Raw genomic sequence first — 13925 nt, forward strand, 5'->3', positions numbered from 1 at the left:
CGGGACAGGTCAAGTATGCAAGAACACATCATTACATCGTACGTAGGCGTCGGACCGCTCAAATTTGGAATGACTCGGGACGAGGTTCATCAACTTATAGGCAATCCTTTATCTATCGATAAAAGCGGAGGCTCGGAGGAGTTGACAGAATATTGGAGCAACAACGGTCTGCAACTAACCTATTCGGAAATGGATGAAACATTGTTAGAAATCAGCTTGTACCCCAATCTCCAAAACGTCCAATTGAATGGACTTAACTTGTTCGAGGTTCCGGGCACGCACGCATTCAAGCTTCTGCATGATTGGGACAATGCTCCGCTAACAATATTTGGCGTGAGTATCTTTCTCAAACTGGGATTAGCAGTGAATGGATTTTTGCACGACGATGACGGTGCCAAGTCGGTAACGGCTTTCGCAAAAGGAAGATGGGATGACTGGCCATCAAAGAAAAATGAAGCCTTATCTTCCGAGACCTTTACAAAATAAATGGCTCACCTAAGTGAAAAAGACTATGGAATTCGCGAATACAAAAAAATATTCCAGATGTCGGAGCTGACGACGATTTAGCATTTTCTGCTTTTTCTCGCCGTCATTGGGACGAAAATCTTGAGAGCATGAGAGCGGATCAACGATGATCTTCTCGATAAGTAGCCAGTGCCTTAATACATAAAATATCGTGAAAAGAACACATTTTTAAGGTGGCGAAAAAATGAATGAAAAAGAATTATTTGAACTCGTCCCGTATATTGGAGCGGGGAAAATATGCTTTGGTATGACGCCTCAAGAAATTGAGAAAATTTATGGTCCCGCAGACAGCGTCACTTTCAATCATCTGAAGCAGAGAGTGGAATTCCGCAGCTTCACGAATATAGGCTATTCGCCCGGATCTGCCGAAACCGTATCTCACATCGGCTTTGGGCTGCAGATGGAGAACATCCGATTCAAGGACAACAATATATTTCTCGACGAAGAAAGCGCCGTTCTTGCGAAGCTGCTCGCGGAGGACGGCAACCCGTTCACATACCTTGGATTCATTGTTCTTTTCAAACTTGGAATAACCCTCACAGGATTTCACGATCAAAACGTTTCCCAGAAGGCTCTTACCATGTTCCTGCGCGGCGCTTGGGACAAGTGGATCCCAAAACTCAAACCGTTTACCCAAAAGCATTGAAGAGGAAAGGCACGACCAAAGATTTCTTCCTTCCGTGACACTGGCCGACCTGGTTCCAAGACATCGGGCCCGTTCATGAATTTCAAATTGGAACCTGTCGTGGCAAGGAAATGAGGTGAGAGACGAAAGATTCAACTATTTTGTTAGCAACTTCGGCGAGGCGATCCAGAGTTCGCCGGGACAGGTTAAGTATGCAAGAGCACTTCATCACATCGTACATAGGCGTCGAACCGCTCAAATTCTGAATGACTCGGGACGAGGTTCATCAGATACCGGCGCGCCGCCTTTTGCATTTTTTTGGTCATTCACTTACCGTTCGGACTGAGTAGCCGCCCTGCGGCGTATCGAAGGCGCAGTTGCACTGGAGTGTCTTCAGTGCGTCTTCGATACGACCCTGCGGGTCTACTCAGTCCGAACGGTCAGAGAGTATGAAAGATGCGCCTCAGCGATACAGATCAACCAACTGCCGCGTCATGCGCTCCTCCACCGGCACCAGATAGACGCTACTGATGACCGCCACCATATCAGCTCCCTGTGCCACCAGCGGCGGCGCGTTCTCCAGCGTGATGCCGCCGATCACGACCACCGGCAAGGGGATCTCGCGCTTGGATTGCGCAATGATTTCCGGTGCGGTCCGGAAATCATATTTTTTCACGCGCGACGGATAGAAGCCGCCGAAGGCGACATAACTGGCACCATCGCGATACGCAGCATGGGCCAGCTCCAGCGTACCGTAACACGAGGCCCCGACGATGCGCTCCGGCCCCACGGCCTTGCGCACCTCGGCAATGGAGGCATCGGTACCACCGACGTGGATGCCATCGGCATCGATCTCCAGGCACAGGTCTACATGATCATTGATGATGAGCGGCACATCATATTGCCGGCACAGCGCCAGCAATGCCGACGCTTGCGCGCGGCGCTGCTCCACGCCAGCGGTCTTGTGGCGGTACTGCACCAGCGCGGCGCCGTTCTGCAAGGCCAGTTCGGTAGCGGCCAGCAATTGGGCGGTGTCATCCCAATCGGGTGTGACGATGTAGAGGCCGCGCAGATGCGTTGCGTACTCGGGTTTCATGTCAGGCTCCTGCCGCAACGGCGGCATCAATAACAGGTTCAAAGGCAGGCACGCGATTGGGGATGCGCTGCCCGTCAGCAATCGCATAGGACGTCGACAGCGCCTGCTGCGTGTACTGCTGCGCCAGGTCGATGGCCTCGCGCATGGGCAGGCCACGCGCCAGGCAGGCCGACAGAGCGGCGGCCAGCGTACAGCCGCTGCCGTGGAATTCATCAGGCAGGCGGGTCCAGCGCCAGCGTGCGCTTTCAATGGCCTCTTGCGCAAATTCGGAACGGAACAATTGTCCGTACCAGCGATTGATCACATCCTGCTCCTGCGGGCCATGCCCGCCCTTGAGCAGCACGTGCGCGCAGCCCCGCTCCATCAACAAGGCCGCCTGCCGCGCCGGTTCATCGTCGCCACAGAGACGCCGCGCCTCGTTGAGGTTGGGGGTAATCACGGTGGCCAGTTCGTAAAGCGGCTCGATCACGCGTGCGGCATCGTCGCGAGAGAGCTGGTCGCCCTTGCCGTTGGCCAGTACCGGATCGAGCACCACCGGCAAGTGCGGATCGTGCACACGCAGTTGGCGAATCAGGTCGGCGATTACTTCGGCATTTTCACGGCTGCCGGCGATGCCGAGCTTGACCGCCGCGATGGCGAAGCGATCGATCAACACCTGCGCCTGATGCCGCACCAGCGCCGGATCGAGCGCATGCACGGCAAAAACGCTGACGTTGTCCTGCACCGTCAATGCGGTCGGCACCGACAAGGGATGCGCACCCAGTGCCGTGATGGCCGGGATATCGGCCTGCATGCCGGCCCCGCCGCTGGGGTCGGATCCGGAGAAGACCAGCACGCAGGGCGGCGTGGAGCGATAAGCTGCCTGCATGCTCACGCCACTCGCCCGGCCATCGGCGAGGACGGCGAGGCGGCAAACTTGCGCGGGATGCGACCGGAGAGGAAGGCCTCGCGGCCCGCTTCCACCGCCAGTTTCATCGCACGCGCCATGCGGATGGGATCGCGCGCACCGGCAATGGCGGTGTTCATCAACACGCCGTCACAGCCCAGCTCCATGGCGATGGCCGCATCGGACGCCGTGCCCACGCCGGCATCAACCAGCACCGGCACACGCGCCTGCTCGATGATGAGCGAGAGATTCCAGGGATTCAAAATGCCCATGCCCGAACCGATCAGCGAGGCCAGCGGCATGACGGCGGCCACGCCCAGGTCTTCCAGCATGCGCGCCTGGATCGGATCGTCGCTGCAATAGACCATCACGTCGAAGCCATCCTTGACCAGGGTCTCGGCAGCCTTCAGCGTTTCGGGCATGTTGGGGAAGAGCGTCTTCTCGTCGCCCAGCACTTCCAGCTTGACCAACTTGTGGCCACCCAGCAGTTCGCGCGCCAGTTGCAGGGTGTAGACCGCATCGGTGGCGTTGTAGCAGCCGGCGGTGTTGGGCAGGATGGTGAATTCGGAGGGTGGCACCGCGTCCAGCAGGCTGGGCGCATTCGGATCCTGGCCGATGTTGACGCGGCGGATCGCCACCGTGATGATCTCGGCGCCGCTGGCCACCGTCGCCGCGCGCGTTTCGTCGAGGTCCTTGTACTTGCCGCTGCCGACCAAAAGGCGCGAGCGATAGGTCTTGCCGGCGATGGTCAGGCCCTTGTCCTCGCTGGTGAGGGGGGCGTCATTCATGTTCATGTCGATTCCTTGTCTGTGGGAGCTGCGTTCCACGGGAGGCGGCTGCTGGCGGCACTCGCGCGCCGCAGCAGAACAATCTTTCATCCGCCCCCGATGGCGCGCACTACGTCTACCTTGTCAGCCTCGGCCAGCGCGCGCTCAGGCCATTGCGCGCTGGGCACCACCTGGCGGTTCACCGCCACGGCCACCGCCTTGCCGGCCAGAGAGAGGCCGGCAATGAGCTGGTCCAGCGTGGCGCCGTCAGGCAGCGGGTGCGGCTTGCCGTTCAATTCGATCTGCATGGCGCTTACTGCTTCGAATAGATCTCGGCGCCCATCTTGACGAACTCGACCGATTTCACCTGCATGCCCTGCTTGAGCGCGTCGATCTCGGAGATGCCTTCCTTGGCGGCGTAATCACGCACTTCCTGGGTGATCTTCATGGAGCAGAAGTGCGGGCCGCACATGGAGCAGAAGTGCGCCACCTTGGCCGAATCCTTGGGCAGGGTTTCGTCGTGGAATTCGCGCGCCTTGTCGGGGTCCAGGCCGATGTTGAACTGGTCTTCCCAGCGGAACTCGAAGCGCGCCTTGGACAGCGCGTTGTCACGGATCTGCGCGCCCGGATGGCCCTTGGCCAGGTCGGCGGCGTGGGCGGCGATCTTGTAGGTGATGATGCCGTCCTTGACGTCGGTCTTGTTGGGCAGGCCCAGGTGTTCCTTGGGCGTGACGTAGCACAGCATGGCCGTGCCATACCAGCCGATCTGCGCGGCACCGATGCCGGAGGTGATGTGGTCGTAGCCGGGAGCGATGTCAGTGGTCAAGGGGCCCAGGGTATAGAACGGGGCTTCGTGGCACTGCTCCAGCTGCAGGTCCATGTTCTCCTTGATGAGGTGCATCGGCACGTGGCCGGGGCCTTCGATCATCACCTGCACGTCGTGCTTCCAGGCAATCTGGGTCAGTTCGCCCAGGGTGCGCAGCTCGCCCAGCTGGGCTTCGTCGTTGGCGTCGTAGATCGAGCCGGGACGCAGGCCATCACCCAGGCTGAAGCTGACGTCATAGGCTTTCATGATTTCGCAGATCTCTTCGAAGTGTTCGTAGAGGAAGGATTCGCGGTGATGCGCCAGGCACCACTTGGCCATGATGGAACCGCCGCGCGAGACGATGCCGGTCATGCGCTTGGCCGTCAGCGGCACGTATTGCAGGCGCACGCCGGCGTGGATGGTGAAGTAGTCCACGCCCTGCTCGGCCTGCTCGATCAAGGTGTCGCGGAAGATTTCCCAGGTCAGGTCTTCTGCCTTGCCGTTGACCTTTTCCAGGGCCTGATAGATCGGCACGGTGCCGATGGGTACCGGCGAATTGCGGATGATCCATTCACGGGTCTCGTGGATGTTCTTGCCGGTGGAGAGGTCCATGACGTTGTCGCCACCCCAGCGGATGGCCCAGGTCATCTTTTCCACTTCCTCACCGATGGAAGAAGTGACGGCAGAGTTGCCGATGTTGGCGTTGATCTTGACCAGGAAATTGCGGCCGATGATCATCGGTTCCACTTCCGGGTGGTTGATGTTGGCGGGGATGATGGCGCGGCCGCGTGCGACTTCGTCACGCACGAATTCAGGGGTGATCTCGGCGGGAATCGATGCACCGAAGGATTGGCCCGGATGCTGGCGGCCCATCAGGTCGGCCAGCTTGTTGCCCATGGGGCCGGAGGCTTTGAGCTGTTCCAGATACTCCTTGCGGCGCAGGTTTTCGCGGATGGCGATGAATTCCATCTCGGGCGTGATGATGCCCCGGCGCGCGTAGTGCATCTGGGTGACGTTGGCGCCAGCCTTGGCGCGACGCGGCTTGCGGTGCAGGTTGAAGCGCAGCTCGGCCAGGGCCGGGTCGTTCAGGCGCTGCTGGCCGTATTCGGAAGTCGGGCCGGGCAGTTCCTCGGTGTCGTTGCGTTCCAGGATCCAGGGCAGGCGCGGGGTGGACAGGCCGGCGCGGATGTCGATCTTCACGTCCGGGTCGGTGTAGGGGCCGGAGGTGTCGTAGACATAGATCGGCGGGTTCTTTTCCGAACCGAACATGGCGGGGGTGTCGGCCTGGCTGATCTCGCGCATGGGCACGCGGATGTCCGGGCGCGAGCCGGTCACGTAAATCTTGCGGGAATTCGGGAGAGGCTGGACGGCGGCCTCGTCGACGGTCGCCGTGGCGGACAGGAATTTCGGGTTGGCATTCATTTCGGCTCCTTTGCTTGATGACTCTTGGCTCGGAGCCAGCAAAGGAGGTTGCGGAAGAGGACGGACGGCGTGGAGGTGATACAGGGCCGTGGGTGCGTCATGCTGCCGGTTGCTTCCCTTCGCTGGCATTATCCAGATCAGGTTCAAGGGTATTTCTCACCCGGCTGCCAGAGCATGTGCTCCGGTGCCAGGACCCCTAGCGATGCGACGCGGGCTGCTTGCGCAGTCCTTGTCGTGGGCCGGATTCTACTCCAATTGGCTTGACGAACAAGGTTTCATTTCGGATGGGCTAGGTGTGCAGCGCAGCATTTTCACTCAGCCCAAGGATCGATCACTTGCAGACCCGGGAACTGAAAATCTTTGCGATTGCGGGTCACCATGGTCAGTCCGTGCACGAGTGCAGTGGCAGCCAAGAGGCTGTCAACTGCTGCAACCGGACGCCCCGCTTCTGCCTGAATGCGCCCCCATCGGTCTGCAACGACAACATCAATCGGCAAGATTCTTCCGGCAAAATAGGCGGGCAACTCAGTTTCCAGCCAATCTATCAAGCGCAACTTTGCAGGGCCCGGCGGCTTGTTATCGGCACCTTTTCGTATTTCGCCCATGGTGAGGACGCTCAGGTACAAGGTAGCCGGAGGTCTGCGCGCAAACCATTCCATGACCCGGGGATTGGGCTCGCGGCGACGCAGTTCAGACAGGACATTGGTGTCGAGCAGATAACTCAAAGGTCAACCTCCCTCGTCAGGCTGGTATCACGCTCGAATTCAACATCATCTGCATCGTAAAGCGGCGAACGCCGCATAAATTCGACCAAGGTCAAATCTGCGCCGCTGAGCCGCTCATAGTCGGCTTTCGACATGACTACCGCTACTGAGCGACCGTGCCAGGTGATTTCCTGCGGACCCGAGCGCTCCGTATCCCGCACCAGTTCCGAAAACTGAGCCTTGGCTTCTTGTATTTGCCATGTACGCATGAATACCTCCAATCTGACCAGACAGGTCAGATCATAGCAGCATTCGTTTGCAAACACCGCTGGCACCGGAATTCTTCGCCGGCTCGCGGCGACGTTTTAGGGGCTTTGTACTATCCGTCCCTTATAATGTTGGGTTTCGCAAAAACACACGTCAAATCATGGAATTAGCCAAGTCGTTCGAGCCTGCCGAGATTGAGAAATTCTGGCGCGAGGAGTGGGAAAAGCGCGGTTACTTCGCCGCCACCACCGACGCGGAGAAGCCCTCGTTTTCCATCCAGCTGCCGCCGCCCAATGTGACCGGCACCCTGCACATGGGTCACGCGTTCAACCAGACCATCATGGATGGCCTGACGCGCTACCACCGCATGCGCGGCTACAACACCGCCTGGATCCCCGGCACAGACCACGCCGGCATCGCCACCCAGATCGTGGTGGAACGCCAGCTGGATGCGCAGAAGGTCTCGCGCCACGACCTGGGCCGTGAAAAATTCGTCGAGAAGGTGTGGGAGTGGAAGGAAAAATCCGGCTCCACCATCACCGGCCAGATGCGCCGCATGGGCGCCTCCACCGACTGGGCCCGTGAATACTTCACGATGGACCCGAAGATGTCCAAGGCCGTCACCGAAGTCTTCGTGCGCCTCTACGAGCAAGGCCTGATCTACCGTGGCAAACGCCTGGTGAACTGGGACCCGGTGCTGGGCACCGCCGTCTCCGACCTGGAAGTGGTGTCGGAGGAAGAAGACGGCTCCATGTGGCACATCAAGTACCCGCTGGCCGATGGCAGCGGCCATATCGTGGTGGCCACCACCCGTCCGGAAACCATGCTGGGCGACGTCGCCGTGGCAGTGGACCCGACTGACGAACGCTACGCCGCGCTGGTGGGCAAGATGATCAAGCTGCCGCTGGTGGGCCGCGAGATCCCCATCATCAAGGATGAATACGTCGACAAGGAATTCGGCACCGGCTGCGTGAAGATCACCCCGGCCCACGACTTCAACGACTACCAGGTCGGCGCACGCCACAACTTGGAAATGATCAGCGTCTTCACCCTGAAGGCCACCATCAACGAGAATTCGCCCGAGAAGTACCAGGGCCTGGACCGCTTCGAGGCGCGCAAGCAGATCGTGGCCGACCTGGACGCGCTGGGCCTCCTGGAACTGGTCAAGCCGCACAAGCTGATGGTGCCGCGTGGCGACCGTACCGGCGTAGTGATCGAGCCGATGCTGACCGACCAATGGTTCGTCGCCATGAGCAAGCCGGCACCGGAAGGGACCTTCTTCCCCGGCAAGTCGATTGCCGAGACCGCGCTGGAAAAGGTTTCTTCGGGCGAGATCAAGTTCGTTCCCGAGAACTGGACCAACACCTACAATCAGTGGCTCAACAACATCCAGGACTGGTGCATCTCGCGCCAACTGTGGTGGGGCCACCAGATCCCGGCCTGGTACGACGAGGACGGCGGCATCTACGTTGCCCGCACCGAAGAAGAAGCAAAGAAGCAAGCCGGCGGCAAGGCCGTCAAGCGCGATGAAGACGTACTCGACACCTGGTTCTCCTCGGCGCTGGTGCCCTTCTCCACCCTGGGCTGGCCGGAAGAAACGCCGGACTACAAGCTGTTCCTGCCCTCGTCGGTGCTGGTGACGGGCTTCGACATCATCTTCTTCTGGGTGGCGCGCATGGTCATGATGACCACGCACTTCACCGGCAAGGTGCCTTTCGATACCGTCTATGTCCACGGCCTGGTGCGCGATGCCTCGGGCCAGAAGATGTCCAAGTCCAAGGGCAACACCCTGGACCCGATCGACCTGATCGATGGCATCGGCGTGGACGAGCTGGTGGCCAAGCGTACCGTGGGCCTGATGAATCCCAAGCAGGCGGCCAGCATCGAGAAGGCCACCCGCAAGGAATTTGCCGATGGCATCCCGGCCTTCGGCACCGATGCGCTGCGCTTCACCTTCGCCTCGCTGGCGACCCTGGGCCGCAACATCAACTTCGACCTGAACCGCTGCGAAGGCTATCGCAATTTCTGCAACAAGCTGTGGAACGCCACCCGCTTCGTGCTGATGAATACCGAAGGCCAGGACTGCGGTTTCGACGGCCACGAGAAGGGTGTCTGCGACAAGGAGAAGCTGCAATTCTCCAAGGCTGACCGCTGGATCGTGTCGCTGCTGCAGCGTACCGAGGCTGAAGTGGAAAAGGGCTTTGCCGACTACCGCTTCGACAATATCGCCACCGCGATCTACAAGTTCGTCTGGGACGAGTACTGCGACTGGTACCTGGAAATGGCCAAGGCCCAGATCCAGAGCGGCAACGAAGCGCAGCAGCGCGCCACACGCCGCACGCTCCTGCGCGTGCTGGAAAGCGTGCTGCGCCTGGCCCATCCGGTACTGCCCTTCATCACCGAACAGCTGTGGCAAAGCGTGGCCCCGCTGACCGATCGCAAGCCTGATCCGGCGGGCGACTCCATCATGCGCCAGGCTTATCCGCGCCCGGACCTGGACAAGATCGATGCCGAAGCCGAAGCCTGGGTTGCCCAGTTCAAGGCCTACACCGATGCCTGCCGCAACCTGCGCGGCGAGATGCAACTGGCGCCTTCCCTGCGCGTGCCGCTGATCGTGGAAGCCGCCGATGCGTCGGCAGTGGAATCCTTCCTGCCTTATCTGCAAGGCCTGGTGCGCCTGTCGGAAGCCACGGTAGTGGCGCAACTGCCCGAGTCGCCGGCACCGGTGGCCATCGTCGGCGAAGTCAAGCTGATGCTGAAGGTGGAAATCGACGTGGCCGCCGAGCGCGAACGCCTGGGCAAGGAAGTCACCCGCCTGACCGGCGAGATCGCCAAGGCCAACGGCAAGCTGTCCAACGAAAGCTTCGTGGCCCGTGCGCCAGAGGCGGTGGTGGCGCAGGAGAAGGAACGCGTCGCCAACTTCAGCGCTACGCTGGAAAAGGTGAAGGAACAGCTGGCCAAGCTGAAGTAAGCCGGCCTGTTTCTTGATGAAGCCGTCGTCCCTCACGGGGCGGCGGCTTTTGCTTTTTGTGCTTGCCTTGCGCGGCGGGCTTGTCTAGACTGGATCGAATAAATTAGAACAACCGTGCTTTTTTATGACATTCGACTTGATAACAGGAGACAAGCATGAACCGTATTTCCTCCCCTTCCCGCCTGGCCACGCTATCGCTGCTGGCCGCCACCCTGCTTTCCAGTGCAGCCGCCTGGGCCGATGGCTCGCCGGTGGGCTTGTGGAAAAGCATCGATGACGCCACCGGCAAGCCCAAAGCGCTCATCCGCATCAGCGAAAGCAACGGTGAACTGAGCGGCAAGATCGAAAAGCTCTTCCGTGCACCAGATGAAGACCAGAACCCGGTCTGCCAGAAGTGCGAGGGCGAGCTGAAGGACCAGCCGGTCATTGGCATGACCATCCTGTCGGGTCTGAAGAAGGATGGGGACGAGTACAACGGTGGACAGATCATCGATCCGGCCAATGGCAAGGTCTACAAGAGCAAGTTGTCAGTGGTCGATGACGGGCAAAAGCTCAATGTGCGCGGTTATGTCGGCATGCCGATACTGGGCCGCACCCAGACCTGGCTGCGGGAGCAGTAAGGCCGTTGCACTCAGGCCGGACGTGAAGCTTTGAGCACGTAACGGTCCAGCTCGCGGGCGAAGGCGCGACCGTCGCTGGCGCTGAAGGCGGCCGGGCCGCCGGTCTCGATGCCGCTGCTGCGCAGCTCTTCCATGAAATTGCGGGTGCTGAGGTGATGGCCGATGTTCTGGGCGGTATAAAGCTCGCCGCGAGGATTGAGCGCCAGTGCGCCCTTGGCCACCACATCGGCGGCCAGCGGGATATCGGCGGTGATGACCAGGTCGCCGGGCTCCACCTGGCGGGCGATTTCCTTGTCGGCCACATCGAAACCGGCAGGGACCACCAGGGATTTGATATAGCGCGAAGGAGGCGTACGCAATGGCCGGTTGGCCACCAGCGTCACGATGATCGTGGTGCGGTCGGCCACCCGGAACAGCATGTCCTTGATGACGCCCGGACAGGCGTCGGCATCGACCCAGATGGCCATCAGCGCGGCGTCGCCCGGTTCAGACGAAGGAAACGGTGAGGCCCGGCAGGGTCACGCCCGAGAAGGCCGTGGTCCAGGTCTGGCCCGGCTCGATGGGACAGGCGTCGGTCCAGGTGCCGGTCGTGATGATCTCGCCGGCCTGCAACTGGCGGAAGCGGCTCTGCTTCTGCAACAGCTGGTGCAGGTGCCACAGGGCATGCAGGGGGCTATCCATCTCGTCATTGCAGAAGCCGGCGGCGCGCAGCACGCTGGACGATTCCGTGTTGCAGGACAGGGAGACGCTGGCGCTGGCCAGGATCTGCGGCAGGTGGTGCCTGGTCGCCGAGGACAGCACATGCGGCTCGCCCACGATGAGCGTGCCATGCAGGCCGAAGGCGGCAATCGAATCGGCTACCGTGAATTCCCAGTTGGGGAAGGGACAGACCACAATCTCGAAACCATGCGCCATCCACTCCAGGCAATCGGCCAGCTCGATGAGCGAGGCCCCCGGTGCCGGGGTCTTGCCGAGCTTGAAGACGATCTCCGGTTCGATGCGCGGCTGCACCGCACCGGTCAGCGACTGCGCACCGTGGTTGTCTTCGGCAAAGCGTACCGTGGCGTCATACATCGGCGCCCAGGTCGGAATACGCGCTTCATCGATGATGCCGTAGCGCTCCCAGTTCTTGCGCACCACGAAACCGATTTTGCGGCCTATGGGCTGCTCGCCCTGGGCGACACGGATATTGCGGATGTTGTGGGCGATTTCGTAGGCGTCTTCCACCGACAAGGGTTCGGACTCGGAGATGCGCGGGATGATCCGGGACTGGGCGCGGGCATCCAGCAACTGATGCGCGTATCGAAGGGCTTGGCTCGACATTAGCATGGAGGGCTCACATCGAAAGATAGTGAATAGCTATCCATTGTCGATGACGATTAATTTTTGCACAAGCAAAAACTCGCTTTTATACGAGATCTGACAAAAATTTCATCAGATGGTGCTGCTCTGCGTCATGAAGTTTTTCAACTGCCGCAACAGTCGCGCCCGGCTTGAGAATGGCCGAGCTCAGCCGCCCCAGAGCTCACCATTCGGACCGGTTTGCGGTGCGGTCACGCCGAAGTGCTGGTAAGCCGCGCCGGTAGCGATGCGCCCGCGCGGGGTGCGCTGCAGGTAGCCCTGCTGGATCAGGTAGGGTTCCAGCACGTCTTCGATGGTGTCGCGTTCCTCACCGATGGCGGCCGCCAGGTTGTCCAGCCCGACCGGGCCGCCGCCGAACTTGAACAGCACCGCCTCCAGCAGCTTGCGGTCCATCAGGTCGAACCCGACCGGGTCGACGTCCAGCATGATCAGCGCGGCATCGGCCATCTCGCGGGTGATGCGGCCCTCACCCTTGACCTCGGCATAGTCGCGCACGCGGCGCAGCAGGCGATTGGCGATACGCGGCGTGCCACGGCTGCGGCGGGCGATTTCCAGCGCGCCTTCCTCGACGATGGGGGCGTTGAGCAAGCCGGCGCTGCGGGTCACGATGCGGGCCAGCTCGGGCGGGGTATAGAACTCCAGCCGGGCGACGATGCCGAAGCGGTCGCGCAGCGGATTGGTCAGCATGCCGGCTCGGGTGGTGGCACCCACCAGCGTGAAAGGCTGCAGGTCCAGGCGCACCGAACGGGCGGCCGGGCCTTCGCCGATCATGATGTCGATCTGGTAATCCTCCAGTGCCGGGTAGAGGATTTCCTCCACCACCGGCGACATGCGGTGGATCTCGTCGATGAAGAGCACGTCATTGGCTTCGAGATTGGTGAGCAAGGCCGCCAGGTCACCGGCGCGCTCCAGCACGGGGCCTGAGGTCTGGCGCAGGTTCACGCCCATTTCGCGGGCGATGATGTGGGCCATGGTGGTCTTGCCCAGGCCGGGCGGGCCGAACAGCAGGGTGTGGTCGAGCGGTTCGCCGCGCTTGCGGGCGGCCGAGATGAAGATTTCGAGCTGGGCACGCACCTTTTCCTGGCCGACGTACTCGTCCAGCTGCTTGGGCCGCAGCGCACGCTCGATGGCTTCCTCGTTGGCCGAAGCTGGAGTGGCGGAGATGATGCGCTGTTCGGAGAAATCGTCGGTCTGGATGCTCATGCTCTAATCCTTGTCTGCCTTTTGCCTGTGCATCAGCCCTTGGAGAGCGCCTTCAGGGCCAGCTTGATGCCGTCCGAGACGCTGCTGTCCTGGGGCACCTGCTTCATGGCCAGGGTCGCTTCCTTGTCCGAATAGCCCAGCGCCAGCAGGGCATTGAGGATGTCGGCCGAGGCATCGCTGTGGACCACGCCGGCCGCTGCGCCCAGATCGGCGCCGAGCTTGCCCTTCAGTTCCAGCAGCAGGCGTTCGGCGGTCTTCTTGCCGATGCCGGGCACACGCGTCAGGCGGCCTGCTTCCTGCAGGGTCACGGCCTGGGCCAGGTCGGCCACCGACATGCCCGAGAGAATGGACAGCGCCGTGCGCGCGCCCACGCCGGAAATCTTGATGAGCTCCTTGAACGTATTGCGTTCTTCGGCGGTCCCAAACCCGAACAGGATGTGGGCATCCTCGCGGATGGCCAGGTGGGTCAGCAGCGTGACCTTCTCGCCCAGGCCCGGCAGATTGTAGTAGGTGCTCATCGGCACGGCCACTTCATAACCGACGCCCTGGCAGTCAACCAGCAGGTTCGGGGGGATTTTTTCCAAAAGAATTCCGGAGAGGCGACCAATCATGGCGTCAGGGATGTGCGTGGGAGGCAGCTTCTGTGATAATCCCGCGATGATACAGCACTGT

Annotated in this window: 15 protein-coding genes and 1 riboswitch; of the genes, 4 read left to right on the plus strand and 11 right to left on the minus strand. The window is 60.8% G+C overall.

Features of this window, described 5'->3' with window-relative positions; genetic code table 11:
* The first annotated feature begins 15 nt into the window (after positions 1-15).
* Positions 16-486 carry a hypothetical protein gene (locus ACODSZ_RS17980; protein ID WP_488928192.1) on the plus strand — a complete coding sequence of 157 codons (471 nt, stop codon included), beginning with the start codon at positions 16-18 and terminating at the stop codon, positions 484-486.
* 223 nt (positions 487-709) lie between these two features.
* Positions 710-1171, plus strand: coding sequence for a hypothetical protein (locus ACODSZ_RS17985; RefSeq protein ID WP_488928193.1), 462 nt, complete (start codon positions 710-712; stop codon positions 1169-1171).
* A gap of 442 nt (positions 1172-1613) precedes the next feature.
* Here the strand turns inward: ACODSZ_RS17985 and thiE are convergent, their stop codons facing one another.
* From thiE to ACODSZ_RS18020, 7 genes are all read right to left on the minus strand, one after another.
* Entirely contained in the window at positions 1614-2246 is a 633-nt protein-coding gene (gene thiE, locus ACODSZ_RS17990) for a thiamine phosphate synthase (RefSeq protein ID WP_488928194.1), read from the minus strand.
* Between the two features lies 1 nt (position 2247).
* On the minus strand, positions 2248-3114 hold the full coding sequence (gene thiD, locus ACODSZ_RS17995) for a bifunctional hydroxymethylpyrimidine kinase/phosphomethylpyrimidine kinase (protein ID WP_488928195.1): 867 nt from the start codon (positions 3112-3114) through the stop codon (positions 2248-2250).
* 2 nt (positions 3115-3116) lie between these two features.
* Positions 3117-3926, minus strand: coding sequence for a thiazole synthase (locus tag ACODSZ_RS18000; RefSeq protein WP_488928196.1), 810 nt, complete (start codon positions 3924-3926; stop codon positions 3117-3119).
* Between the two features lie 80 nt (positions 3927-4006).
* Positions 4007-4207, minus strand: a complete 201-nt coding sequence (gene thiS, locus ACODSZ_RS18005) for a sulfur carrier protein ThiS (RefSeq protein WP_008334753.1) — start codon at positions 4205-4207, stop codon at positions 4007-4009.
* Positions 4208-4212: 5 nt separating this feature from the next.
* Positions 4213-6126, minus strand: coding sequence for a phosphomethylpyrimidine synthase ThiC (gene thiC, locus ACODSZ_RS18010; protein ID WP_039789264.1), 1914 nt, complete (start codon positions 6124-6126; stop codon positions 4213-4215).
* Positions 6127-6223: 97 nt separating this feature from the next.
* Positions 6224-6334, minus strand: a riboswitch (TPP riboswitch).
* A gap of 103 nt (positions 6335-6437) precedes the next feature.
* A complete protein-coding gene (locus ACODSZ_RS18015; RefSeq protein WP_175342871.1) occupies positions 6438-6851 on the minus strand; it encodes a type II toxin-antitoxin system VapC family toxin in 414 nt (137 codons plus the stop codon).
* A complete protein-coding gene (locus ACODSZ_RS18020; RefSeq protein WP_088756279.1) occupies positions 6848-7099 on the minus strand; it encodes a type II toxin-antitoxin system Phd/YefM family antitoxin in 252 nt (83 codons plus the stop codon). The genes ACODSZ_RS18015 and ACODSZ_RS18020 overlap by 4 nt, the downstream gene beginning before the upstream one ends.
* A gap of 158 nt (positions 7100-7257) precedes the next feature.
* On the opposite strand from ACODSZ_RS18020, the gene ACODSZ_RS18025 reads away from it, so the two are divergent.
* Positions 7258-10068 carry a valine--tRNA ligase gene (locus tag ACODSZ_RS18025; protein WP_488928197.1) on the plus strand — a complete coding sequence of 937 codons (2811 nt, stop codon included), beginning with the start codon at positions 7258-7260 and terminating at the stop codon, positions 10066-10068.
* 155 nt (positions 10069-10223) lie between these two features.
* Positions 10224-10688 (plus strand): DUF2147 domain-containing protein, encoded by a 465-nt coding sequence (locus tag ACODSZ_RS18030; RefSeq protein ID WP_008334746.1) that lies wholly within the window; start codon positions 10224-10226, stop codon positions 10686-10688.
* Positions 10689-10699: 11 nt separating this feature from the next.
* Here ACODSZ_RS18030 and ACODSZ_RS18035 read toward each other — a convergent pair whose 3' ends face one another.
* The 4 genes from ACODSZ_RS18035 to ruvA all read right to left on the minus strand — a co-directional run bounded on the left by ACODSZ_RS18035 (position 10700) and on the right by ruvA (position 13864).
* Positions 10700-11155, minus strand: a complete 456-nt coding sequence (locus tag ACODSZ_RS18035) for a YaiI/YqxD family protein (protein WP_175342873.1) — start codon at positions 11153-11155, stop codon at positions 10700-10702.
* Between the two features lie 19 nt (positions 11156-11174).
* Entirely contained in the window at positions 11175-12017 is an 843-nt protein-coding gene (locus ACODSZ_RS18040) for a 2-keto-4-pentenoate hydratase (protein ID WP_034351620.1), read from the minus strand.
* A gap of 180 nt (positions 12018-12197) precedes the next feature.
* Positions 12198-13253, minus strand: a complete 1056-nt coding sequence (gene ruvB, locus ACODSZ_RS18045) for a Holliday junction branch migration DNA helicase RuvB (RefSeq protein ID WP_175342874.1) — start codon at positions 13251-13253, stop codon at positions 12198-12200.
* 32 nt (positions 13254-13285) lie between these two features.
* A complete protein-coding gene (gene ruvA, locus ACODSZ_RS18050) occupies positions 13286-13864 on the minus strand; it encodes a Holliday junction branch migration protein RuvA (RefSeq protein WP_488928198.1) in 579 nt (192 codons plus the stop codon).
* Positions 13865-13925: the final 61 nt, after the last annotated feature.

This window comes from Herbaspirillum sp. FG34 (assembly GCF_057809315.1).

Bases quoted from the DNA above. Each gene is read 5' to 3' on its own strand.
- ACODSZ_RS17980 (WP_488928192.1), top strand. From the start codon at position 16: ATGCAAGAACACATCATTACATCGTACGTAGGCGTCGGACCGCTCAAA.
- ACODSZ_RS17985 (WP_488928193.1), top strand. From the start codon at position 710: ATGAATGAAAAAGAATTATTTGAACTCGTCCCGTATATTGGAGCGGGG.
- thiE (WP_488928194.1), bottom strand. From the start codon at position 2,246: ATGAAACCCGAGTACGCAACGCATCTGCGCGGCCTCTACATCGTCACA.
- thiD (WP_488928195.1), bottom strand. From the start codon at position 3,114: ATGCAGGCAGCTTATCGCTCCACGCCGCCCTGCGTGCTGGTCTTCTCC.
- ACODSZ_RS18000 (WP_488928196.1), bottom strand. From the start codon at position 3,926: ATGAACATGAATGACGCCCCCCTCACCAGCGAGGACAAGGGCCTGACC.
- thiS (WP_008334753.1), bottom strand. From the start codon at position 4,207: ATGCAGATCGAATTGAACGGCAAGCCGCACCCGCTGCCTGACGGCGCC.
- thiC (WP_039789264.1), bottom strand. From the start codon at position 6,126: ATGAATGCCAACCCGAAATTCCTGTCCGCCACGGCGACCGTCGACGAG.
- ACODSZ_RS18020 (WP_088756279.1), bottom strand. From the start codon at position 7,099: ATGCGTACATGGCAAATACAAGAAGCCAAGGCTCAGTTTTCGGAACTG.
- ACODSZ_RS18025 (WP_488928197.1), top strand. From the start codon at position 7,258: ATGGAATTAGCCAAGTCGTTCGAGCCTGCCGAGATTGAGAAATTCTGG.
- ACODSZ_RS18030 (WP_008334746.1), top strand. From the start codon at position 10,224: ATGAACCGTATTTCCTCCCCTTCCCGCCTGGCCACGCTATCGCTGCTG.
- ACODSZ_RS18035 (WP_175342873.1), bottom strand. From the start codon at position 11,155: ATGGCCATCTGGGTCGATGCCGACGCCTGTCCGGGCGTCATCAAGGAC.
- ACODSZ_RS18040 (WP_034351620.1), bottom strand. From the start codon at position 12,017: ATGCTAATGTCGAGCCAAGCCCTTCGATACGCGCATCAGTTGCTGGAT.
- ruvB (WP_175342874.1), bottom strand. From the start codon at position 13,253: ATGAGCATCCAGACCGACGATTTCTCCGAACAGCGCATCATCTCCGCC.
- ruvA (WP_488928198.1), bottom strand. From the start codon at position 13,864: ATGATTGGTCGCCTCTCCGGAATTCTTTTGGAAAAAATCCCCCCGAAC.